Genomic DNA, 22,831 nt, shown 5'->3' with positions numbered 1-22,831 from the left:
AATTTGTTAATTTGTTAATTTGTTAATTTGTTAATTTGTTAATTTTTACTGCTCAATATTATTGTTTTTTTGAATTTATTCTTGAAAGGAAAATAGTCGAGATAATCATTGAAGAAACTAATAATACTGTAAATCCAGCAATGATTTCTTCAACGCCAACACCTAAATAAATAATATAAAAAAGAATGATCATAGTAATAAATACATAAATCCCTGATTGCATACCCAAAGTATAAAGAGAGTTTTTTGAATATAACCCTAGATAAGAGAAAAAAACAGGTTGCATAATGGTATTAGCTAAAAATACCATAATTGTGAATAGCAAATAGAGTATGCCGGAATTTGTCATAATGCTAAGTAAACAGAATCCGAGAGAAAATAATTGCATGATATTACCTATCATGATTCTTTTGGTTAAAAGTGCGGATTTAATGATTTTCATGATCCCAATTGCACAGGGGAGCCATATAACCACTAATATGATATACATTTGAATTATATCAATATGCTCAAAATATTTTGTTCGCATTGCAGGCATAATCATTAAGGATAGGAAAAAGCAAACATTGATGATAACTAGACTGGAAAAGGCAAAGAAAACAACTGATTTATTGGTTGTTTTTACGAAGTATTTAATATCGTGTTTTTGTTTTTTATTATTGTTATTTTTAAATTCAGTGAAATAAATAATTGAAACAATAGAGTAAATAAAAGCAGCAAAAAAGTTTGCTGATGTACGGGAATTTAAACCTAAAAGAGAGAAAATAATGGGGGTTAAAAATGGTAGACTTAATAACGCCAGGCTTAAAATAGAAAAATCACTATTAGTTTTCTTTTCATTTCCTGCGGTTATAAGGATATTTCTTCCCATTATGACAATAAATCCACTTATTACTCCCCATAATATTCTATGCAGAGCATCCAACCAAACTGGAATAAGAGTTATTTCTTTTGCAAAGAGAGTACAGTTTATCGTTGCTAGTAATAAGAAGAAGCCAAAAATATTTCTTTCAAAAAAAACAATATTCATTTTTCGAATAAAAAAGGATATGGTCATACACCCCAGAGATAATCCCAATAAATAGGAGAAAACAGGAACGTAAGCGTTTAAAATCATGCCTCCATCTTTAAGCACGGTATCTACCCAAATCATTAGACCCGATGAGCCGGTAATATTTTCGGTACTTAATAGTATACTCAGCACAACAGCTCTATTGTTAAACATAGTGATGGTTTTCCTTTATTTAGTGTTTATTTTCGTTATTCTATTAACCTCATAATACTATTTCTCATCTTGAAATAAAGTATATGGTCATTTTTCATATTAATATCAATAATATCAGTTAAAGTTGTTTAAAAAAATGATTTTAATCCTGAATTATTGTTGGTTAAATAACTTGATCTAAGACGGCATCATTTCTGTTACTTTATCTTGGTTGTCATAGAAAACGAGGCTTTTGATGATTATCTGTTACCGTTTTATGTAGAATAACCACAGTTATTGATCGCTACGTCTGTTCGTAATTAGCTTAACAGATATATGATTATTCATTAGTGCTGATGGAGTACTGTTTACATGACAAAGTGAACTTAGTAGTGGCAATATTTGATTTGATACGACGACTTAGCTGGTAAAGGTAATTATCCCTGATTTGGGAAGGGTTGAGTTTTCTGCTGTTGCCAGCGAGGATAACTAATAATTCCTTTAAAAAGAGATAATAAGTTATGGCAAAGATAGGTATTTTTGTTGGTACTGTTTATGGTAATGCGCTTGCTGTTGCAGAAGAAGCACAGCAGATCCTTGAACAACAAGGTCATGATGTAGAAGTCTTTGAAGAAGGGGAGCTGGAACAGTGGCAATCCTATCTTAATCAAATGGTTTTAATTATCACTTCAACTACCGGGCAAGGAGATTTACCCGATAATATTCGGCCTCTTTACTATTCCCTGCGAGATGAACTGGGGTATCAGCCTGAATTACGCTATGGCGTGATCGCCTTGGGTGATAGCAGTTATGAGAATTTTTGTGGTGGTGGGCGCACTTTTGATGAGTTGCTACAAGAACAAGGGGCAATAAGAATCGGTGAAGTTTTGATGGTGGATGCGGTAGAAGAAGCTGAACCGGAAGTTTTTGCTCGGTTTTGGATCAAGCAATGGGGAGAGTTAATTGAATAATCTCAATACACCGCTTATACCAAATAAGATATAGGCGGTGTAATTAATAGAACCGTTTTATTTACGAGTTAGTTTTTCCAGATCGGCTTCAATCTCGGCAATTTTGTTGGCGACAACGTGCTCAAGATGACGCAAATCATCAAGAATTTTGTGTTTCAAGTCGACTTCTGCTTGGTCACGTTTGCAAATTTGATCTAACTCTTCAATCACATAACGCAGGTTAGTGTTGATTTCGTTGATCTCTTTGTATCCTTGCTCTGTATTGTTTGCCGTTACAGTCTTGCGTTGACGTGGATATTTGAATTTCACGCTTTTAGCAAAGAATTCACCTTTATCCTTGCGGAAATAGATTTTCAGAATATCGTTGTTAGCTTCCTGACGCAGACTATAGCGGTCAATTTCTTCGGGATATGTGATCCCCAGACTCTTTAAGTTATCGTACATAGCACCACCTTAAGGGTATTTTCCCAGTAGGTTATTTTATGTGTCATCTTGAATCCGGATCGCCTCCAAACGCCTTACGTACTCTGTGTACGTTTCGGGTTGTGCACGTTGTCCACATTCAAACTCCCTATATTAATAACACTAACTGAGGTCGGTAATGATGATAAAAAGCAAAAAAATAGCGGACTTATTTATTATCCGCTATTTTAAAGTTTAATCTATCGTTCTGAGTAGTTCATTAATGCCCACTTTTCCTCGTGTTTTGGCATCCACTTTTTTGACAATGACAGCACAATACAGGCTGTAACTACCATCTTTTGATGGGAGGTTGCCAGAGACAACAACAGAACCGGCAGGGACGCGGCCATAATGGATTTCCCCTGTTTCACGATCATAAATTTTGGTGCTTTGACCGATATAGACACCCATTGAAATCACTGAACCCTCTTCGACAATGACACCTTCCACAATTTCAGAACGAGCGCCAATAAAGCAGTTGTCTTCAATAATAGTTGGGTTGGCTTGCAATGGTTCCAATACGCCGCCGATGCCGACGCCACCGGATAAATGGACGTTTTTACCAATTTGGGCGCAGGAGCCGACAGTCGCCCAGGTATCTACCATTGTCCCTTCATCAACATAAGCGCCGATGTTGACATAGGAAGGCATCAGTACGCAGTTACGGGCAATAAAGGCCCCTTGACGTGCTGCCGCAGGAGGCACTACGCGAAAGCCCTCTTTTTCAAATCTTGCCTGATCATAGCCAGAGAATTTCATCGGAACTTTATCGAAATAACGGCTTTCTGTGCCATCGATGATCCGATTTTCATTAATACGGAAAGAGAGCAGTACAGCCATTTTTAGCCATTGATGAGTGACCCACTGACCGTCAATTTTCTCTGCAACGCGAAGTTTTCCACTATCCAGCAGGTTGATGACTTGAGTAACTGCATCCCGTATTTCATGGTTGACTGTTGCTGGAGTAAGCGTTGCGCGGTTTTCAAATGCACTTTCGATAATGGATTGTAATTGCTGCATTGCATCGGGTTCCTTGGTTATCGTCCGAATCATGGGCTTATGGGCTTATATTGAGTTATATTTTATCCTTTGGATTTAGGGTTGCTGTCAACCTTTCTGATAATTCTTCTCTGACTTTTTTATTTAATGCTTTGTGGTCTTTATCCGCCAGAACAAAAAAATCTTCGACACGTTCACCGATGGTGGTGATATGTGCGCCATGTAGTGAAACCCCCATTTCAGCAAAAATATTACCGACTCTTGCCAGTAATCCCGGTTGATCCAGGGCAAATAGTTCCATATAGGTTCGTCGTTCGTTATGGGTAGGTAAGAAGGTCACTTTTGTTGGTACGTTGAAGTGGCGCAGTTTAGTTGGTAATTTTCGCGTTTTCGGTGTTTTGGTATGAGGGTCCAGAACGACTTGTAAAAGTGCGTTACGTATTATTTCGTGGCGATCCAATGCTAGAGGATGACCATTGGGTTCCAATACCACAAAGGTATCCATTGTCATACCATCACGATTGGTAAATATTTGAGCATTATGAACACTCAGGTTACGTCTATCCAGTTCGCCGACAACTGCCGCAAACAGGGAAGGGCGATCTAAGCTCCAGATAAAAATTTCTGTACCGCCGCGGGTTGGCTTGGTACTTATCAGTATCAGTGACTCTTGAGAATCATGTTGCACTAGATGACGGGCGTGCCAGGCAAGTTGTTTTGGCGTATGGCGAAGGAAATAATCTGCATGACAACGACTCCAGAGCCGATGAAGTTTCTGTTCGTTAATATTATTTTGGCGTAACAGAGCAAGTGCCTGAAAACGGTTGTGGCGGATACGTTCACGAAAATCTGGTGTATTTCCCTGGCGTAATTGATGCTCTGTAGAAAAATAGAGCTCCCGTAACAAGCTCTGTTTCCAACTATTCCATAGGTTGATATTGGTTGCGCAGATATCAGCGACTGTCAGGCAGATCAGGTAGCGTAACCGGGTTTCATTGAGGATTTGATGGGCAAATTGCTTGATGATTTCTGGGTCCTGAATATCTCTCCGTTGAGCTGTGACTGACATTAACAGATGATGACGAACCAGCCAGGCGACCAAATCAGCTTCTAGTGAGTTAAGCCCGTGTTGCAGTGAAAACGCTAGCGCATCGTCAGCGCCAAGTTCAGAATGGTCGCCGGTACGCCCTTTGGCGATGTCATGAAATAGCGCAGCAAGACGTAGAAGCTCCGGTTGAGGCAGACGAGGGTATAGCTCAACACAGAGTGGATGGGCTGGACGGTTATTCTCATCGGCAAAACTTTCCAATTTTCTCAGTACGCGGATGGTATGTTCATCGACAGTATAGGCGTGAAACAGATCAAACTGCATCTGACCGACAATATTGCCCCAAAGCGGTGTATAAGCGCCAAGAACACTGTGACGATGCATGGGCACAAATGCGCTTTCAACCGCCCTAGGGTGACGTAGAATATCCATAAAGATTTGGCGAGCCTCCGGCAATTCACACAATGGCTGAGACAGGTTGCGGCGTGCATAACGGAGGTGGCGTAACGTAGTAGAATAAATGCCTTGAACTTCCTCATATTCTGCCATGCGATAAAACATCCGCATAATGGCCGCAGGTTCTTTGATAAACAGGGTTTCGTCGATTAGATCAATAAGTTGCCCCCGTAACTGGAATTCACTGTCCAGTGGGCGGGATTTTTCATTGGTTTCCAGTGCCAGAATAGCTTCATCAAACAGTTGCAGTAGCATATTGTTGAGTTCGCTAACGCGACGTGTCATCCGATAGAAATCTTTCATCATGCGTTCTACCGGTTGATTACGTTCCCCTTGATAACCTAATAATTGAGCAATACTGAACTGGCGATCAAATAACAAGCGATTATCATAACGGTTGACTACCAGATGAAGAGCAAAGCGGATACGCCAAAGGAAGCTTTGGCATTCATTTAATTCATTACGTTCTTCCGCTGTTAGGAAACTAAAGTCGACCATTTCATCTATGGAGGTTGCACCAAAATGGCGACGGGCAACCCACAGTAGAGTATGAATGTCTCGTAACCCTCCGGGGCTGCTTTTGATATCAGGTTCCAGATTATAACTTGTACTGTGATAGCGCTGGTGGCGTTCGTGTTGTTCAACAATTTTGGCATCAAAGAAGTCAGTAGAAGGCCAAAAACCATCACTGAAGGTATGTTGCTGTAACTGAAGAAAAATCGCTGGATCGCCACAAATTAACCGCGATTCGATTAAATTCGTCGCAATAGTTAGATCTGACAGCCCTTCCAGCAAACACTCTTCAAGTGTGCGAACACTGTGACCGACTTCCAGCCGGATATCCCATAGTAAAGTGATAAATTGTCCAACGTTCTGAGCTTGAGGCGGTGTGAGCGACTGTTTGCTGAGTATCAGCACGTCAATATCAGATAGCGGATGCAGTTCCCGTCGGCCATATCCGCCGACGGCAATCAATGAAAGTGATGAAATTTTATCAAATCCATAGGCATGCCATAATTGTTGTAATAATTGGTCTATGTAATCACTGCGTGCAGAAATCAAGGCTTCTGCGGAAATCCCCGCTTTAAATGCATGCTCTAGCCAAAGTTGAAATTCTTCGAGGTGATGTTTCAACATAGGGTAGTGAAGCTCTTCGCTAGAAAAATCAGCGGGAGAAAGTGGCGGGATAGGGGCCCGAATTGTGGCGATATCTGCTGACATAAGCATAAACCTATGAGAAGGGCGAATCATAAGGCCAGATTACTGAGAAAGTAGGGGGTTAAACAAGAGGATATTGCAGAGAAGAGATGAGAAGCCTTGTATGATTTCAGCAAGGCTTCGTAGTTTGCTATTTTAATTATTCATTTACCAAGACTGCGGAAAGCTCTGGCTCTTCTTCTTTACGCAATGTCATGATTTCACAGCCGTTATCAGTAACAACAATGGTATGTTCATATTGTGCGGACAGGCTGCGGTCCTTCGTTTTGACTGTCCAGCCATCTTTCATGGTACGGATGCGGTAGTCACCGGTGTTAACCATTGGTTCAATAGTGAAAGCCATACCTTTTTGCAGAACAACGCCACCATCATCGGCGTCATAGTGCAGTACTTGTGGTTCCTCATGGAAACCTTCGCCGATGCCGTGACCGCAATATTCACGGACCACAGAAAAATCGTTGGCTTCAACAAATTGTTGGATGGCTCTACCAAGAGTGCGTAGACGAATGCCGGGTTTCACCATTTTTAAGGCCAGATAGAGACTTTCCTGAGTGATGCGGCATAGGCGCTCACCTTGAATAGTTGGTTTACCGACAATGAACATTTTTGATGTATCACCGTGGAAGCCCTCTTTGATGACAGTTACATCGATATTAACAATATCGCCATCTTTCAATGCCTTATCATCACTTGGGATACCGTGACACACTACGTCATTAACAGAAATACAAACGGATTTTGGGAAACCGTGATAACCAAGACAGGCGGAGATAGCTTGTTGTTTATTGGTAATGTGATCGTGACAGATACGATCTAATTCACCTGTTGTTACACCGGGTTTGACGTAAGGTTCAATAATTTCCAACACTTCTGCCGCCAGTCGACCAGCGACGCGCATTTTTTCAATATCTTCAGAGGTTTTAATTGAGATTGCCATGAAACTTGTCCATTCAATGCCAGCGAATCTGCTGGTTGTATGTTTTTCAACAAGGAAAAAATTATTGAACTAATGGTATCAGCCTACAGAATATCTGCCAATAACAGTTGGCAGCCCTATTTCCCTCGTTACCTTTTTACCTATCAAGAATACCTTCCGTAACCCTACCTTTCTTTTCACATTGAGCTATCGGAAAGTGGCAACAAAAGTTGGTGTCTTAGGCGGGTTTATGATATAAAGCGCGCCGGCGTTCTCTGTATTTGCCACTGAGGTAAAACAGAGTGACGTTAAATATACTCATTGTGTAATAACACACACGGGTCGGCACATACACCGGGGTGCTCTCATGCAGAACATGCAGCTAAGGAGTCGGTGTTATGGGGCTCGTGGAGGCATAACCCCAACTTAATATTTTACAGAGGTTTACAATGGCAACTGTTTCCATGCGCGATATGCTGCAAGCGGGCGTTCACTTCGGTCACCAGACTCGTTACTGGAACCCAAAAATGAAACCATTCATCTTTGGCGCTCGCAACAAAGTGCATATCATCAACCTGGAAAAAACTGTTCCAATGTTCAATGACGCGTTAGCTGAACTGAACAAAATTGCTTCACGCAAAGGCAAAATTCTGTTTGTTGGTACTAAGCGTGCTGCGAGCGAAGCGGTTAAAGAAGCAGCTCAGGGCTGTGATCAATACTTCGTTAATCACCGTTGGTTAGGCGGCATGTTGACTAACTGGAAAACCGTTCGTCAGTCCATCAAACGTTTGAAAGATTTAGAAGCACAGTCTCAGGACGGTACTTTTGACAAACTGACCAAGAAAGAAGCGTTAATTCGTTCTCGTGAACTTGGTAAGTTAGAAAATAGCTTGGGCGGTATCAAAGATATGGGCGGCTTACCTGACGCTCTGTTTGTTATCGATGCTGAACATGAACACATTGCTATCAAAGAAGCAAACAACCTGGGTATCCCAGTATTTGCGGTTGTTGATACTAACTCTGATCCAGATGGCGTTGATTTCATCGTCCCTGGTAACGATGACGCAATCCGTGCAGTAAAACTGTATCTAGGTGCTGTTGCTACTGCTGTTCGTGAAGGTCGTTCTCAAGATCTGGCTGTTCAGGCAGAAGAAAGCTTTGTAGAAGCTGAATAATAAGGCAAGCTCATTATTGAGCCCTTATTAACCAGGTATTGAAATATATTGGTTAGGGGGGCCTGTTATGGCCCCCCTTTTACGTATCTAATATAAGAACTATCCATGCGGAATACTCTCTTCCTGCGGGATACATCGAGGAATAAAACAAATGTCTGGAATTACCGCTGCTTTGGTAAAAGAACTGCGTGAGCGTACTGGCGCAGGTATGATGGAATGTAAAAAAGCGCTGGTTGAAGCTAATGGCGATATCGAGTTAGCGATTGACAACATGCGTAAATCAGGTCAAGCGAAAGCGGCTAAGAAAGCTGGCCGTGTTGCTGCTGAAGGTATCATCCTGGCAGAAGTGGCTGCTGATGGCAAATTCGGCGCTTTGGTTGAGCTGAACTGTGAAACTGACTTCGTTGCTAAAGATGCTGGCTTCATCGCTTTCGGTAAAGAAGTTATGGCGGCAGTATTGGCTGATAAAGTCTCTGATATTGAAACGCTGAAAGCTAAGTTCGAAGAGCAGCGTACCGCACTGGTTGCTAAAATCGGTGAAAACATTAACATTCGTCGCGTTTCTGTATTAGAAGGCGAACAACTGGGTACTTACCTGCATGGTGCGCGTATCGGTGTTCTGGTTGCGGCTGAAGGCGCTAATGAAGAGCTGATTAAGCATGTGGCTATGCACATCGCTGCAAGCAAGCCAGAATATGTTAACCCAAGCGATGTACCTGCTGACGTTGTTGAGCGTGAGCACCAAATCCAACTGGATATCGCAATGCAGTCTGGTAAGCCACGTGAAATCGCAGAGAAAATGGTTTCTGGCCGTATGAATAAATTCACCGGCGAGATCTCTCTGACAGGTCAGAATTTCGTGATGGATCCGAGCAAAACTGTCGGCGATCTGCTGAAAGAAAACAATGCTAAAGTGACCAGCTTCATCCGTTATGAAGTGGGTGAAGGTATTGAGAAAGTTGAGACTGATTTCGCAGCAGAAGTTGCTGCAATGAGTAAATAGTCTTAATTTTTACAAACAGGGCCGCCAAATGGCGGTTCTGTTTTATCTAATCTAAACCGCCTATTCCAGTAGGTGTTGAGTTTTTGCATCTGGTCAGAATGACCCGGATGTATGTAAATCCCCAATATACTTTTCTGCTTAGGACAGAACATCATGGCAACCAATGCAAAACCCGTATATCAGCGTATCCTGCTTAAACTCAGTGGCGAAGCCCTGCAAGGTGCAGAAGGTTTTGGTATAGATGCCAGCGTTTTAGATCGTATGGCTCAGGAGATTAAAGAACTGGTTGAGTTAGGCGTACAGGTCGGTGTCGTCATTGGCGGTGGTAATCTGTTTCGTGGTGCTGGCTTGGCAGAAGCAGGAATGAACCGTGTAGTCGGCGACCACATGGGCATGTTGGCAACAGTAATGAATGGTCTGGCAATGCGGGATGCATTACACCGCGCCTATGTGAACGCCCGTCTAATGTCTGCAATTCCTTTAAATGGCGTTTGCGATAACTATAGTTGGGCAGAAGCAATTAGTTTGTTACGTCATGGTCGTGTTGTTATTTTCTCTGCGGGTACCGGCAATCCGTTCTTTACTACAGATTCGGCAGCGTGTTTGCGTGGTATTGAGATTGAAGCCGATGTTGTGCTAAAAGCAACTAAAGTAGATGGTGTTTATTCGGCTGATCCGGCTAAAGATTCGGAAGCGGTATTGTTTGATAAGCTTTCATATCAGCAGGTATTAGAGCGTGAATTGAAAGTTATGGATTTGGCGGCATTCACGTTGGCTCGTGATCATAGCTTACCCATTCGCGTATTTAACATGAATAAGCCGGGGGCGTTACGTCGTGTGGTGATGGGGGAAAATGAAGGTACCCTGATTTTTCATGAGTAATGTTCAAAGACACCAGAGATGTTTGGCGGTATGATGAGTCGCCTGATACGCCAAATTTAACAAATCATGGTCATAATGATTTATGGCTTGAAAACAACCAGTTCCCAAGGGTTTGTAACGTGATTAATGAAATCAAAAAAGACGCACAAGACCGTATGGAAAAGAGCGTCGAAGCACTTAAAAACCAAATTAGCAAGGTTCGTACCGGCCGAGCTTCTCCTAGTCTGCTGGATGGTATCACTGTTGAGTATTATGGTGCGCCAACGCCTTTGCGTCAGCTTGCTAACGTTGTTGCTGAGGATGCGCGTACCCTGGCTATCACGGTATTTGATCGTACTATAACGCCGGCGATTGAAAAGGCAATCATGGCTTCTGATTTAGGGCTGAATCCATCTTCTGCGGGGACAACAATCCGCGTTCCTTTGCCACCGTTGACAGAAGAACGCCGTAAAGATTTGATTAAGGTGGTTCGTGGCGAAGCTGAGCAGGGGCGTGTCTCTGTGCGTAATATTCGTCGTGATGCTAACGACAAAATCAAAGCGCTGTTGAAAGACAAAGAGATCAGTGAAGATGATGAGCGTCGTGCGCAGGATGATATTCAAAAGCTGACGGATAATTTCATCAAAAAAGTTGATGAAGCTTTAACGAAGAAAGAAGAAGAACTGATGGAGTTCTAATCTCTTTCATAAGATACATCAGCGCTGCTATCTTGTGGCGCTATTTTTATTCGGCATTTCTCTGAAGTCATGAGCGCTCATAGCCAGGCAAATCAGACAAGTATCAATACACACCAAATAAAACAATTCAGAGCATCAGTATGAAAAGGTTGACCATCCTTGGTTCCACAGGTTCCGTAGGCAAAAGTACACTTACTGTAGTTCGCAATCATCCGGATAAATTTAAAGTAACAGCGCTTGCCGCTGGAAAAAATATTCAGGTTATGGCTGAACAATGTCTGGAATTTCGGCCTCAATGTGCTGCAATGGCGGACGAAGTTTCCGCAAAAGAGTTGCGTCAGTTGCTCATTGAACAAGGCTGTAAAACCGAAGTATTTTTCGGGGAACAGGCTACGTGTGATTTGGCTGCGTTGAATGATGTTGATCAGGTGATGTCTGGGATTGTTGGTGTTGCTGGCTTACTACCAACGCTGGCGGCCATCCGAGCGGGTAAACAGATTTTACTTGCTAATAAAGAGTCGCTGATTACCAGCGGTCGGTTTTTTATGGATGCGGTGGCGCAACATAATGCTCAATTATTACCCATTGACAGTGAACATAATGCTATTTTCCAGAGCTTACCTGAAGTCATACAGCGAAACCTTGGACGCGGAGATCTAAAACAACACGGAATTGCTAATATCATTCTGACAGGATCTGGCGGGCCTTTTCGTCATACTCCTCTGGAGCAATTGGCTTTTGTTACACCGGACCAGGCTTGTGCTCATCCGAATTGGTCGATGGGGCGTAAGATTTCGGTAGATTCTGCGACAATGATGAATAAGGGGTTGGAATATATTGAGGCGTGTTGCTTGTTCAATGCATCTGCTGCGGAAATGGAAGTGGTCATCCATCCTCAATCGGTTATTCACTCTATGGTCCGTTATCAAGATGGCAGCGTTATTGCTCAATTAGGAACGCCGGATATGTGTACACCGATTGCCTATGCAATGGCGTACCCAAATCGTATTGCTTCTGGTGTTGAACCTCTTGATTTTTATTCTTTAGGTGCACTGACGTTCTCGAAACCAGATTATGAACGGTATCCATGTTTGAAACTGGCTATTGAAGCTTGTCACGCAGGTCAGGCCGCAACGACAGCCTTGAATGCAGCGAATGAAGAGATCGTTAGGGTTTTTTTACAAAATGGAATCTCTTTCACAGATATTGCAATTATAAACCGTCAGGTTGTAGAAAAATTAAATTTGCCGGAACCTCAGAGCATTGAGGAGGTCTTACAGATTGATAATCTCGCAAGAGATTTGGCTATGAAGACTATTCGTTCATTTATCAGATAGTCTTGGATTGGCAAATGGGTATTTGTCCGCATTTTTACCTGATGGTATAGTTTGCGTATAACTGTTGGTTGATATAATTAACGGTCCAGATTTTGGAAGTTCTCTTCCAGATAATTAGGCTTTTACCCAGGCCGTGGATACCAGACACGGCTTTTTTATGTTTGGATGCCTGAACTTGTAAGAGAATTACCCTGACCAGTAAAGGATTAATTGAGTGATATTATCCAGCAATCATCATCAGAACGATTTATCGTCATTATTACCTAAACATGTTGCCATTATTATGGATGGTAACGGCCGTTGGGCAAAGAAGCGAGGGAAATTAAGAGCCTTTGGTCATCGTGCGGGGATTAAAGCGGTACGGAGTGCGGTGAGTTTCTCGGCTAAACATAAAATAGAGTCACTGACGCTATACGCTTTCAGTAGTGAAAACTGGAATCGACCGGAGCAAGAAGTCAGTTCTTTAATGGAACTATTTATTTTTGCACTAGATAGCGAAGTTAAAAGTTTACATAAGCATAATATTAGATTATCTGTTATTGGTGATATCAGCCGGTTCAGTGAGCGTTTACAGGATCGTATCTGTCGCTCAGTTAAGTTGACTGCTAATAATACGGGGCTGCGACTTAATATTGCTGCAAATTATGGTGGTCGTTGGGATATTGTTCAAAATGTTCAGAAAATTGCTCAGCAGATTAAAGATAACTCCCTTGAGCCACAGGATATTACTGAAGAATTAGTTAATAATTATATGAATCTAAGCCAGCAGCCTCAGGTTGATTTAGTCATCAGAACTGGAGGTGAGCATCGTATCAGTAATTTTCTATTATGGCAGATAGCTTATGCAGAATTCTATTTTACCGATATACTCTGGCCTGATTTTGATGAAACCGTTTTTGAAGGTGCGATTAATGCCTTTGCTAAAAGAGAACGCCGGTTTGGCGGAACAATATCAGACGATGCCGATGTGGGATCATAGGAGGAACTCTTGCTGAAGTACCGCCTTATAACGGCTGTAATATTAATCCCTCTTGTGATTGCCGCTCTGTTTTTGCTGCCGCCAGTAGCATTTGGGCTGGTCATTATCGCTGTTTCAGCCCTTGCCGCATGGGAATGGGGGCAATTCGCTGGCTTATTTAGCCAAACGAAACGAGCTATTCTGGCGGCTCTGTTTGCTATTGGTTTATTAGCTCTACAGTATACTCTGCCAGATTTCACTGATTTGATTGGACAGCCGCAAATCACTTTTGCCCTATGGGGGGGGATGATTTGGTGGATTGTCGCGACGCTTCTGGTTGTTACCTATCCTTCTTCCGCTGCAATTTGGAAGAAATCCATTTTATTGCGCCTTTTGTTTGGTATCCTGACATTAGTGCCGTTTTACTGTGGAATGATGGTCTTACGAACTCAGGGATATGGTGATAATTCATATTATGGCGCATGGTGGTTACTGTATGTCATGTTGCTGGTATGGGGGGCGGATTCTGGCGCTTATCTCTTTGGGCGTACTTTAGGTAAACGTAAAATGGCGCCGAAAGTTTCTCCAGGAAAAACGCTGGAAGGATTAATCGGGGGATTAATGACCGCGGCCATTATTTCATGGTTGTTTGGAAAATATGCTCCAGTACCTGCAATGCCTGAAAAACTTATGTTGTGTTCTGCTATTGTTGTTATCGCTTCTGTATTTGGTGATTTAACTGAGAGTATGTTCAAACGTGAATCAGGTATTAAGGATAGCAGCCAGCTAATTCCGGGGCATGGCGGTATTATGGATCGTATTGATAGTCTGACTGCTGCGATCCCTGTCTTTGCCGGCATGATATTGCTGGTGTTTTGATCTCTCTGTTTGACGGCGTTTAAAAAATATGATGGGAATTCTCTGGAATCTAGCGGCTTTTATTATTGCGCTAGGCATATTGATCACTGTGCATGAGTTCGGTCATTTTTGGGTAGCCAGAAAGTGTGGTATTCACGTTGAACGTTTCTCCATTGGTTTTGGTAAAGCGCTATGGCGGCGTATGGATCGCCAGGGAACGGAGTATGTTATAGCCCTTATTCCACTGGGGGGATATGTGAAAATGCTTGATGAGCGTGTTTCACCTGTTTCTCCTGAACACCGTCATATGGCATTCAATAATAAAACACTTGGTCAACGTGCTGCGGTTGTCAGTGCCGGGCCAATTGCTAACTTTTTATTGGCGGCTGTGGTTTATTGGTTAGTTTTTATTATTGGTGTGCCGGCAATACGTCCTGTTGTTGCGGATATCAAACCAGATTCTATCGCTGCGCAAGCAAATATTTCATCGGGAATGGAACTAAAATCCGTAGATGGTATCGAAACGCCTGATTGGAATTCAGTTCGTTTTGCTCTGGTGGGCAAGATAGGTGACGATAATATGACCGTTCAGGTTATCTCTCCTGGTTCATCATATCCGGTAGAGAAAATTCTGGATTTGCGGCAATGGAGCTTTGATCCTGATAAGCAGGACCCTGTATTGTCTCTAGGGATTATGCCTGTCGCTCCTCATTTGGATTCTCTGGTGGAAAAAGTTATCCTTGGCTCCGCAGCGGAAAAGGCGGGTTTGCAAAAGGGGGATAGGATAGTTAAAGTCGGTGATCAGGAAATAGATGCTTGGCATACTTTTACATCTTTTGTCAGTAATAATCCGAATGCCCCGCTGGAACTTTCCGTGGATCGGGCTGGTCATATTATTTCTCTCTCTATGACGCCGGAAGTAAAACAACAATCCGGTGGCAGGAAAGTTGGTTTTGCCGGTGTGGAACTGCGAGTTGTGCCATTAGCCGATGAATATAGAATCGTTCAGCAATATGGGCCTTTCTCTGCCATGTATCAGGCTGGAGATAAGACTTGGCAACTGATGCGATTAACTGTCAGTATGATTGGTAAGCTGATCGTTGGTGATGTGAAAATTAACAACCTGAGTGGGCCTATCTCTATCGCCAAAGGGGCGGGGGTGTCGGCTGATTCCGGCTTGGTGTATTATTTGATGTTTTTGGCGTTGATAAGCGTCAATCTTGGGATTATTAACCTAATCCCATTACCTGTGTTAGATGGTGGACATCTGCTCTTCTTGTTTATCGAAAAGATAAAGGGTGGGCCGATTTCCGAGCGTGTACAAGACTTCAGCTATCGCATCGGTGCCATGATACTGGTGTTATTGATGGGGCTTGCACTTTTCAATGATTTCTCCCGCTTTTAAAGCGGAAGACTGGTTAGGAAGACGCATTACAACGATGGCGATGAAAAAGTTACTCATAGCGTCGCTGCTGTTCGGCAGCGCCACTGCATACGGTGCAGACGGATTCGTAGTTCAGGACATTCACTTTGAAGGTCTTCAACGCGTCGCCGTAGGTGCAGCATTATTGAATATGCCAGTTCGCGTAGGTGATACGGTCAGCGATGAAGATATCGGTCGTACCATTCATGCACTATTTGCTACTGGTAACTTTGAAGACGTTCGTGTCCTGCGTGATGGCAATACACTTATTGTTCAGGTAAAAGAACGGCCGACTATTGCCAGCATCACTTTCTCCGGCAATAAATCGGTGAAAGATGACATGTTGAAACAAAACCTTGAGGCATCTCATGTTCGGGTCGGAGAAGCCCTTGACCGCACGATGCTGTCCAATATCGAAAGAGGATTAGAGGATTTCTATTACAGTGTGGGGAAATACAACGCTAGTGTAAAAGCGGTTGTTACGCCACTTCCACGTAACCGTGTCGATTTAAAACTGGTTTTCGCTGAGGGTGTTTCGGCAAAAATCCAGCAAATTAACATTGTCGGTAATAAATCATTTTCTTCTGATGAGCTATTGAATCGTTTCCAACTTAGAGATGATGTGCCGTGGTGGAATCTGACTGCTGATCAGAAATATCAGAAACAAAAACTGACTGGTGACCTTGAAGCATTGCGCAGTTTTTACCTTGATCGCGGTTATGCCCGTTTCAACATTGATTCGACTCAGGTCAGTTTGACGCCAGATAAAAAAGGTATTTATGTCACGATAAATATGACTGAAGGGGATCAATACAAAATATCAGGTATTGACTTAAACGGTAATATGGCGGGTTATCAGTCAGAAATTACTAAGTTGGCTGCCATTGAGCCTGGATCTCTGTATAACGGGACTCAGGTGACTAAAATGGAAAATGACATTAAGAACTTGCTTGGTCGCTATGGTTATGCTTATCCACGAGTGATGACGCAACCTGAAATCAATGATCAGGATAAAACAGTAAAGCTGCATGTCAATATTGATGCGGGTAACCGTTTCTATGTTCGTAAAATTCGTTTCTCTGGTAATGACACCACTAAAGATTCTGTTCTGCGCCGTGAAATGCGTCAGATGGAGAGTGCATGGTTAGGGAGTGATCTGGTTGAATTGGGTAAAGAGCGTCTTAACCGTTTGGGGTATTTCGAAACGGTAGATGTTGAAACTCAGCGTGTACCAGGTAGCCCTGATCAGGTAGATGTCGTTTATAAAGTGAAAGAACGTAATACCGGCTCTTTGAACTTTGGTGTTGGTTTTGGTACAGAAAGCGGCGTTAGCTTCCAGGTTGGCGCTCAGCAAGATAACTGGTTAGGTACAGGTAATGCTGTGGGGATTAATGCTAGTAAGAACGATTATTCAACCTATGCAGAGCTCTCCTTCACTGATCCATACTTCACAGTTAATGGAGTGAGTCTTGGTGGCCGGGTATTCTACAACGATTTCAGAGCCGATGATGCTGAATTATCCGGCTATACCAACCAAAGTTATGGTATAGATGGTTTCCTCGGTTTCCCGGTTAATGAAAATAACTCCCTGCGTTTTGGGTTAAATTATGTGCATAACTCACTGTCTGATATGCTTCCTCAGGCAGCTATGTGGCGCTATCTGAATTCTATGGGTGAGAAACCAGATTATAAAAGTAAAGCTGAGTTCAAAGCGGATGACTTTGCTTTGAATATAGGTTGGACATATAACAACCTTGACCGTGGTTTCTTCCCAACATCCGGTGTGAAATCGACTCTGAATGGTAAAGTGACTATTCCTGGTTCGGATAACGAATTCTATAAAGTGACTCTTGATACTTCTGCGTATTATCCGATTAATGACGATCATACTTGGGTGATTTTGGGGCGTGGTCGTTTAGGTTATGGGGATGGATTAGGCGGTAAAGAGTTGCCATTCTATGAAAACTTTTATGCAGGTGGCTCCAGTACGGTTCGCGGTTTCCGTTCTAACAATATTGGGCCTAAAGCGATTTATCTGAATGGAAAAGATGATCCTAAGAAAGATAGTCCATCTCGCGATGCTGTGGGGGGGAATGCAATGGCGGTAGCTAGCCTTGAGCTGATTACTCCAACGCCGTTCCTTGATAGTAAGTATTCGAACTCTGTCCGAACTTCATTCTTTATTGATTCAGGTACGGTTTGGGATACCTATTGGAATGATTCTGCTGCTATGAAGAGCAGAGGCATACCTGATTACAGTAAACCAGGTAATATCCGTGTTTCGGCGGGTATTGCATTGCAATGGATGTCTCCTTTAGGTCCGCTGGTATTCTCTTATGCCAAGCCGATCAAAGACTACGAAGGTGATAGATCAGAGCAATTCCAATTTAATATTGGCAAAACCTGGTGATAATGCGTTTTTATCTTATTATTGATAGAGCAAGCTCTGAAATCGTAGGTTTCAGAGCATTGACTAAGTTTTCCAATAGGTTACAGATAGCGTGGTTTAAGGAGTTTATAGTGAAAAAATGGTTGTGTGCAGCAAGCTTTGGTATTGCATTAGCTTTCTCTGCTGGCGTTCAGGCAGCAGACAAAATTGCCGTTGTAAATGTTGGCGAGATTTTCCAGCAGTTGCCAGCCCGCGAAGCTGTTGCCAGGCAGTTGGAAAATGAGTTTAAAAACCGCGCATCTGAATTGCAACGGATGGAAACTGACTTGCAATCCAAGATCCAGAAATTACAGCGTGATGGTTCCACTATGAAATCCAGTGAGCGTACTAATCTGGAAAAAGATGTGATGGCTAAGCGTGAAGAATTTGCCAAAAAAGCTCAAGCTTTTGAACAAGATCACCGTCGTCGCGAGATGGAAGAGCGCAACAAAATTCTAAGTCGTATTCAGGACGCAATCAAAGTAGTTGCTGGCAAAGAAGGCTATGATGTTGTTATTGATGCGAATGCTGTTGCTTATTCAGTATCTGGCAAAAATATTACTGCAAGTGTGTTGAAACAGGTTAAATAATAGATGTCTTCAATTCGATTGGCTGATTTAGCTCAGCAGTTGAATGCACAATTACATGGTGATGGCGATATTGTTATCACCAGTATTGCACCAATGCATTCTGCCAATAGCGAGCAGATCACTTTTTTATCTGACAGTCGTTACCGTGAGCGTTTAGCTGAATGTCAGGCTGCCGCTGTCGTTCTCCAGGCGTCAGATCTTCCTTATTGCAATATTCCCGCGTTGGTTGTCGACAATCCTTATCTGGCATATGCCTATATGGCTCAGATTATGGATGCAACACCGGTTCCCGCACAGGATATTCACCCTTCTGCGGTGATTTCACCTCTGGCAACTTTGGGTAAGAATGTCGCTGTTGGAGCTAATGCTGTTATCGAATCTGGCGTTGTTCTTGATGACAATGTGGTTATCGGTGCAGGCTGCTTTATTGGTAAAAATACGCGTATTGGCGCGGGAAGCCGTCTTTGGGCGAATGTTTCTGTTTATCATAATGTTGAAATGGGTGAGCAGTGTTTGATTCAGTCGGGAGCAGTGATTGGGTCTGATGGTTTTGGCTATGCGAATGATCGTGGTAAATGGGTTAAAATCCCTCAATTAGGGTCAGTCATTATTGGTGACAGGGTTGAGATTGGCGCTTGTACGACGATTGATCGGGGAGCTTTGGATAATACTATTATTGGCAATGGCGTCATTATCGATAACCAGTGTCAGATTGCTCATAATGTTATCATTGGTGACAATACGGCGATTGCTGGCGGTGTGATCATGGCCGGTAGTCTGAAAATTGGTTGTTACTGTATGATTGGCGGCGCCAGTGTAATTAATGGACATATGGAAATCTGTGATAAGGTAACAGTCACGGGAATGAGTATGGTGATGCGTCCTATCACTGAACCTGGTGTATACTCCTCTGGCATTCCGGCGCAACCAAATAAAGTTTGGCGTAAGACGGCAGCTTTAGTCATGAATATCAATGAAATGAATAAACGTCTTAAGTCAATGGAGAGTAAATTGGAAGGCGAAAACGAGTAATTGCACTATATTTAATTGTACTAGATTTAATTGCACTATATTTTTATTTTTGGTTGTGTTTTATTTTGCGGCCTGCCTGGGAACTCTGGATTTGGGGTTTAAGCGGGCCGTGTCGTTAATACAATTAGTCCTTTTTGACAGGAAGAGTATTTAGATGAGTGATAATCATACTCTGCACATTGAAGAAATTTTAGATCTACTTCCACATCGTTATCCGTTTTTATTGGTGGATCGCGTTCTTGATTTTGAGGAAGGTAAATTCTTACGTGCAGTAAAAAATGTATCTTTTAACGAACCCTTCTTTCAGGGACATTTCCCCGGCAAACCTATTTTCCCTGGCGTTCTGATCCTTGAAGCTATGGCACAGGCTACCGGAATTCTGGCATTTAAGAGTGTGGGTAAACTAGAGCCAAATGAGCTCTATTATTTTGCTGCTATCGATGGCGCCCGTTTTAAACGTCCGGTAGTGCCTGGGGATCAAATGATATTAGAAGTAGAATTTATTAAGGAGCGTCGAGGGGTTGCGCGTTGTAGAGGCGTAGCGAAAGTCGATGGAGAAGTAGCTTGCGAAGCAGAAATGATGTGTGCTCGCCGTCGTGAGGTTTAGTCTATGATTGATGAAACCGCTTATATACATCCTAGCGCTATTGTAGAAGATGGTGCGGTTATCGGTGCTAATGTTCGTATTGGACCGTTTTGTTGTATTGGTTCTCAGGTTGAAATTGGCGAAGGTACAGAGCTAAAGTCCCATGTTGTTGTCAATGGAATAACCAAAATCGGCCGTGATAACCAGATTTTTCAGTTTGCTTCTATTGGCGAAATGAATCAGGACCTGAAATATCACGGCGAACCAACTCGAGTTGAAATTGGTGATCGTAACCGTATCCGCGAAAGTGTCACCATTCATCGTGGTACCGTGCAGGGTGGTGGTGTAACGAAAATCGGCAATGATAATTTGTTGATGATTAATGCTCATATCGCTCATGACTGTATTGTCGGTGATCGTTGTGTCATTGCGAATAATGGTACTTTAGGGGGGCATGTTATCCTGGGGGATTATGTCATCATTGGTGGTATGAGTGCGATTCATCAGTTCTGTCAGATAGGCTCTCATGCTATGGTGGGAGGGTGTTCCGGCGTGGTACAGGATATTCCACCATATGTTATTGCTCAGGGGAATCACGCAACACCTTTTGGCACCAACGTCGAAGGTCTGAAACGCCGTGGTTTTGATAAAGATTCATTGCATGCAATTAGAAATGCGTACAAAATTTTGTATCGTAACGGAAAAACGTTAGAAGAAGCACAACAAGAAATTGCTGAGCTGGCTGAAAATAATCAGCATGTAAAAATTTTCAGTGATTTTTTGGCAAATTCTACTCGCGGCATTATCCGTTAAGTAGATGAAGGATACTCCTTTGGCTACCATTTCTTCTATTAATAGTCTGCGTCCGCTGACTATTGGATTAATCGCCGGAGAAACCTCCGGTGATATCCTTGGTGCAGGTTTAATTCGTGCTTTAAAAGCAAAAGTACCTAATGCCCGTTTTGTCGGTGTGGCGGGTCCTCTTATGCAGGCTGAAGGTTGTGAGGCTTGGTATGAGATGGAAGAGCTAGCAGTAATGGGGGTTGTTGAAGTTCTCGAACGTTTGCCTCGTTTGCTGAAAATACGTAAGGATCTGACAACCCGTTTCACTGAATTGAAACCTGATGTATTTGTGGGTATTGATGCGCCGGATTTCAATATCACCTTGGAAGGTCGGTTAAAACAGCGAGGCATTCGCACTATTCATTATGTTAGTCCGTCGGTATGGGCTTGGCGGCAAAAACGTGTTTTCAAAATTGGTAAAGCTACAGATATGGTTCTCGCTTTCTTACCTTTTGAAAAAGCGTTTTACGATAAGTTTAATGTTCCGTGCCGGTTTATTGGACATACGATGGCGGATGCCATGCCATTGCAACCAAATAAAGCAGCGGCGCGTGAACTATTAGGTATTCCGCCAGAGGCTGTTTGCTTGGCTTTATTGCCGGGGAGTCGTCATTCTGAGGTTGAGATGCTGAGCGCGGATTTTCTTAAAACAGCTCAGTTATTGCAGCAAAGCATACCTGATCTGCATGTATTTGTGCCGTTGGTGAATGCTAAACGGCGTGAACAATTTGAGCGCATTAAGCAAGAAGTTGCGCCAGAGCTGAATGTTCATCTTGTGGATGGCAAAGCGCGGGAAATCATGATCGCAAGTGATGCCGCACTTTTGGCCTCTGGTACCGCAGCCTTGGAATGTATGTTGGCAAAATGTCCAATGGTAGTTGGTTACCGAATGAAGTCATTGACTTTCTGGTTGGCAAAACGTCTGGTAAAAACGCCTTATGTTTCATTGCCTAACTTATTATCCGGTGAAGAGTTAGTTAAAGAATTATTGCAGGAAGAATGTCAGCCGCAAAAGCTTGCAGATAAGTTGTTGCCGTTACTACAAGGCAATGAAAAAGTTGAAGTATTGAAACAGACATTTTTACATTTGCATGAAAGCATTCGTTGTAATGCTGACGAACAAGCAGCACAAGCCGTGCTGGAATTGGCAGGAAAATGATGGAATTTATATATCCTCAGGCGAGTCTGATTGCTGGGGTTGATGAAGTTGGTCGAGGTCCATTAGTGGGGGCGGTTGTGACTGCCGCTGTGATTTTAGATCCGTTACGGCCGATAGTTGGTTTGGCTGATTCTAAAAAACTTAGTGAAAAACGCCGTGAGGCACTGTACCTGGAGATCACAGAAAAAGCGTTGTGCTGGAGTTTAGGGCGTGCAGAACCGGCGGAAATTGATCAATTGAATATCCTGCATGCAACTATGCTTGCGATGCAGAGGGCTGTGGCTAATTTGCTTATTTCTCCTGAATATGTGCTGATTGATGGTAACCGTTGCCCTAAATTACCCATGCCGGCACAAGCGGTGATAAAAGGCGATGGACTGGTTGCTGAAATCAGTGCCGCTTCTATTGTGGCGAAAGTTACCAGAGATCGGGAAATGGCTGAACTGGATCAACTGTTTCCTGAATATGGATTTGCTAAGCATAAAGGCTACCCGACCGCATTTCATTTGGAAAAGTTGTCTCAGTTGGGAGCGACAGAACATCATCGTAAAAGCTTTGCGCCGGTTAAGAGAGCAATTGGCTTTTAAGTAAACTGGTTGACTGAAT

General features: G+C 42.9%; 21 protein-coding genes. 16 read left to right on the top strand and 5 right to left on the bottom strand.

Annotated elements, in window-relative coordinates; genetic code table 11:
* Positions 1-58: 58 nt before the first annotated feature.
* Complete coding sequence (locus Phpb_RS20900; protein WP_065392051.1) at positions 59-1,225, bottom strand: hypothetical protein; 1,167 nt, start codon at positions 1,223-1,225, stop codon at positions 59-61.
* Between the two features lie 500 nt (positions 1,226-1,725).
* Here Phpb_RS20900 and Phpb_RS20895 point away from each other — a divergent pair, with 500 nt between their 5' ends.
* Entirely contained in the window at positions 1,726-2,175 is a 450-nt protein-coding gene (locus Phpb_RS20895; protein ID WP_065392050.1) for a flavodoxin, read from the top strand.
* Positions 2,176-2,232: 57 nt separating this feature from the next.
* On the opposite strand, the gene Phpb_RS20890 is transcribed toward Phpb_RS20895, so the two are convergent.
* The 4 genes from Phpb_RS20890 to map form a co-directional block, all read right to left on the bottom strand.
* On the bottom strand, positions 2,233-2,619 hold the full coding sequence (locus Phpb_RS20890; protein ID WP_036781518.1) for a DUF3461 family protein: 387 nt from the start codon (positions 2,617-2,619) through the stop codon (positions 2,233-2,235).
* Between the two features lie 213 nt (positions 2,620-2,832).
* Complete coding sequence (dapD, locus tag Phpb_RS20885; RefSeq protein ID WP_065392049.1) at positions 2,833-3,657, bottom strand: 2,3,4,5-tetrahydropyridine-2,6-dicarboxylate N-succinyltransferase; 825 nt, start codon at positions 3,655-3,657, stop codon at positions 2,833-2,835.
* Positions 3,658-3,712: 55 nt separating this feature from the next.
* A complete protein-coding gene (gene glnD / locus Phpb_RS20880) occupies positions 3,713-6,361 on the bottom strand; it encodes a bifunctional uridylyltransferase/uridylyl-removing protein GlnD (RefSeq protein WP_065392048.1) in 2,649 nt (882 codons plus the stop codon).
* Positions 6,362-6,497: 136 nt separating this feature from the next.
* Positions 6,498-7,295, bottom strand: coding sequence for a type I methionyl aminopeptidase (gene map, locus Phpb_RS20875; protein ID WP_065392047.1), 798 nt, complete (start codon positions 7,293-7,295; stop codon positions 6,498-6,500).
* A 428-nt stretch (positions 7,296-7,723) separates the two neighbouring features.
* Here map and rpsB point away from each other — a divergent pair, with 428 nt between their 5' ends.
* The 15 genes from rpsB to rnhB all read left to right on the top strand — a co-directional run bounded on the left by rpsB (position 7,724) and on the right by rnhB (position 22,812).
* Complete coding sequence (gene rpsB / locus Phpb_RS20870; protein ID WP_065392046.1) at positions 7,724-8,449, top strand: 30S ribosomal protein S2; 726 nt, start codon at positions 7,724-7,726, stop codon at positions 8,447-8,449.
* A 151-nt stretch (positions 8,450-8,600) separates the two neighbouring features.
* Positions 8,601-9,452 carry a translation elongation factor Ts gene (tsf, locus tag Phpb_RS20865; RefSeq protein ID WP_065392045.1) on the top strand — a complete coding sequence of 284 codons (852 nt, stop codon included), beginning with the start codon at positions 8,601-8,603 and terminating at the stop codon, positions 9,450-9,452.
* 153 nt (positions 9,453-9,605) lie between these two features.
* Positions 9,606-10,334, top strand: coding sequence for a UMP kinase (gene pyrH, locus Phpb_RS20860; RefSeq protein ID WP_065392044.1), 729 nt, complete (start codon positions 9,606-9,608; stop codon positions 10,332-10,334).
* A 119-nt stretch (positions 10,335-10,453) separates the two neighbouring features.
* On the top strand, positions 10,454-11,011 hold the full coding sequence (gene frr / locus Phpb_RS20855; protein ID WP_036781275.1) for a ribosome recycling factor: 558 nt from the start codon (positions 10,454-10,456) through the stop codon (positions 11,009-11,011).
* 140 nt (positions 11,012-11,151) lie between these two features.
* The gene (gene ispC / locus Phpb_RS20850) at positions 11,152-12,348 is read left to right on the top strand and encodes a 1-deoxy-D-xylulose-5-phosphate reductoisomerase (RefSeq protein ID WP_065392043.1); all 1,197 of its coding nucleotides are present in this window, start codon (positions 11,152-11,154) and stop codon (positions 12,346-12,348) included.
* Positions 12,349-12,631: 283 nt separating this feature from the next.
* On the top strand, positions 12,632-13,327 hold the full coding sequence (gene ispU / locus Phpb_RS20845) for a (2E,6E)-farnesyl-diphosphate-specific ditrans,polycis-undecaprenyl-diphosphate synthase (protein WP_240492637.1): 696 nt from the start codon (positions 12,632-12,634) through the stop codon (positions 13,325-13,327).
* A 9-nt stretch (positions 13,328-13,336) separates the two neighbouring features.
* On the top strand, positions 13,337-14,185 hold the full coding sequence (gene cdsA / locus Phpb_RS20840) for a phosphatidate cytidylyltransferase (protein WP_065392042.1): 849 nt from the start codon (positions 13,337-13,339) through the stop codon (positions 14,183-14,185).
* A gap of 28 nt (positions 14,186-14,213) precedes the next feature.
* Entirely contained in the window at positions 14,214-15,569 is a 1,356-nt protein-coding gene (gene rseP / locus Phpb_RS20835) for a sigma E protease regulator RseP (protein ID WP_082302653.1), read from the top strand.
* Positions 15,570-15,603: 34 nt separating this feature from the next.
* On the top strand, positions 15,604-17,997 hold the full coding sequence (bamA, locus tag Phpb_RS20830; RefSeq protein ID WP_065392069.1) for an outer membrane protein assembly factor BamA: 2,394 nt from the start codon (positions 15,604-15,606) through the stop codon (positions 17,995-17,997).
* A 110-nt stretch (positions 17,998-18,107) separates the two neighbouring features.
* The gene (gene skp, locus Phpb_RS20825) at positions 18,108-18,605 is read left to right on the top strand and encodes a molecular chaperone Skp (RefSeq protein ID WP_065392041.1); all 498 of its coding nucleotides are present in this window, start codon (positions 18,108-18,110) and stop codon (positions 18,603-18,605) included.
* A gap of 3 nt (positions 18,606-18,608) precedes the next feature.
* Positions 18,609-19,637, top strand: coding sequence for a UDP-3-O-(3-hydroxymyristoyl)glucosamine N-acyltransferase (gene lpxD, locus Phpb_RS20820; protein WP_065392040.1), 1,029 nt, complete (start codon positions 18,609-18,611; stop codon positions 19,635-19,637).
* Between the two features lie 154 nt (positions 19,638-19,791).
* Positions 19,792-20,244, top strand: a complete 453-nt coding sequence (gene fabZ / locus Phpb_RS20815; RefSeq protein ID WP_036781244.1) for a 3-hydroxyacyl-ACP dehydratase FabZ — start codon at positions 19,792-19,794, stop codon at positions 20,242-20,244.
* A 3-nt stretch (positions 20,245-20,247) separates the two neighbouring features.
* Positions 20,248-21,036 carry an acyl-ACP--UDP-N-acetylglucosamine O-acyltransferase gene (gene lpxA, locus Phpb_RS20810; protein ID WP_065392039.1) on the top strand — a complete coding sequence of 263 codons (789 nt, stop codon included), beginning with the start codon at positions 20,248-20,250 and terminating at the stop codon, positions 21,034-21,036.
* A 4-nt stretch (positions 21,037-21,040) separates the two neighbouring features.
* Complete coding sequence (lpxB, locus tag Phpb_RS20805; protein WP_065392038.1) at positions 21,041-22,225, top strand: lipid-A-disaccharide synthase; 1,185 nt, start codon at positions 21,041-21,043, stop codon at positions 22,223-22,225.
* A complete protein-coding gene (gene rnhB, locus Phpb_RS20800) occupies positions 22,222-22,812 on the top strand; it encodes a ribonuclease HII (RefSeq protein WP_065392037.1) in 591 nt (196 codons plus the stop codon). Before lpxB ends, rnhB begins: the two co-directional genes overlap by 4 nt.
* Positions 22,813-22,831: the final 19 nt, after the last annotated feature.

The organism is Photorhabdus namnaonensis, assembly GCF_001684335.1.
Classification (GTDB): domain Bacteria; phylum Pseudomonadota; class Gammaproteobacteria; order Enterobacterales; family Enterobacteriaceae; genus Photorhabdus; species Photorhabdus namnaonensis.
This window is presented reverse-complemented; position numbering and strand designations above follow the sequence as displayed.

Excerpts from the sequence above, each read along its gene's own strand:
- lpxA (WP_065392039.1), top strand. The coding sequence starts at position 20,248 with ATGATTGATGAAACCGCTTATATACATCCTAGCGCTATTGTAGAAGAT.
- ispC (WP_065392043.1), top strand. The coding sequence starts at position 11,152 with ATGAAAAGGTTGACCATCCTTGGTTCCACAGGTTCCGTAGGCAAAAGT.
- fabZ (WP_036781244.1), top strand. The coding sequence starts at position 19,792 with ATGAGTGATAATCATACTCTGCACATTGAAGAAATTTTAGATCTACTT.
- lpxB (WP_065392038.1), top strand. The coding sequence starts at position 21,041 with ATGAAGGATACTCCTTTGGCTACCATTTCTTCTATTAATAGTCTGCGT.
- lpxD (WP_065392040.1), top strand. The coding sequence starts at position 18,609 with ATGTCTTCAATTCGATTGGCTGATTTAGCTCAGCAGTTGAATGCACAA.
- pyrH (WP_065392044.1), top strand. The coding sequence starts at position 9,606 with ATGGCAACCAATGCAAAACCCGTATATCAGCGTATCCTGCTTAAACTC.
- dapD (WP_065392049.1), bottom strand. The coding sequence starts at position 3,657 with ATGCAGCAATTACAATCCATTATCGAAAGTGCATTTGAAAACCGCGCA.
- map (WP_065392047.1), bottom strand. The coding sequence starts at position 7,295 with ATGGCAATCTCAATTAAAACCTCTGAAGATATTGAAAAAATGCGCGTC.
- Phpb_RS20895 (WP_065392050.1), top strand. The coding sequence starts at position 1,726 with ATGGCAAAGATAGGTATTTTTGTTGGTACTGTTTATGGTAATGCGCTT.
- tsf (WP_065392045.1), top strand. The coding sequence starts at position 8,601 with ATGTCTGGAATTACCGCTGCTTTGGTAAAAGAACTGCGTGAGCGTACT.
- glnD (WP_065392048.1), bottom strand. The coding sequence starts at position 6,361 with ATGTCAGCAGATATCGCCACAATTCGGGCCCCTATCCCGCCACTTTCT.
- Phpb_RS20900 (WP_065392051.1), bottom strand. The coding sequence starts at position 1,225 with ATGTTTAACAATAGAGCTGTTGTGCTGAGTATACTATTAAGTACCGAA.
- rpsB (WP_065392046.1), top strand. The coding sequence starts at position 7,724 with ATGGCAACTGTTTCCATGCGCGATATGCTGCAAGCGGGCGTTCACTTC.
- bamA (WP_065392069.1), top strand. The coding sequence starts at position 15,604 with ATGGCGATGAAAAAGTTACTCATAGCGTCGCTGCTGTTCGGCAGCGCC.
- ispU (WP_240492637.1), top strand. The coding sequence starts at position 12,632 with ATGGATGGTAACGGCCGTTGGGCAAAGAAGCGAGGGAAATTAAGAGCC.
- rnhB (WP_065392037.1), top strand. The coding sequence starts at position 22,222 with ATGATGGAATTTATATATCCTCAGGCGAGTCTGATTGCTGGGGTTGAT.
- rseP (WP_082302653.1), top strand. The coding sequence starts at position 14,214 with ATGATGGGAATTCTCTGGAATCTAGCGGCTTTTATTATTGCGCTAGGC.
- Phpb_RS20890 (WP_036781518.1), bottom strand. The coding sequence starts at position 2,619 with ATGTACGATAACTTAAAGAGTCTGGGGATCACATATCCCGAAGAAATT.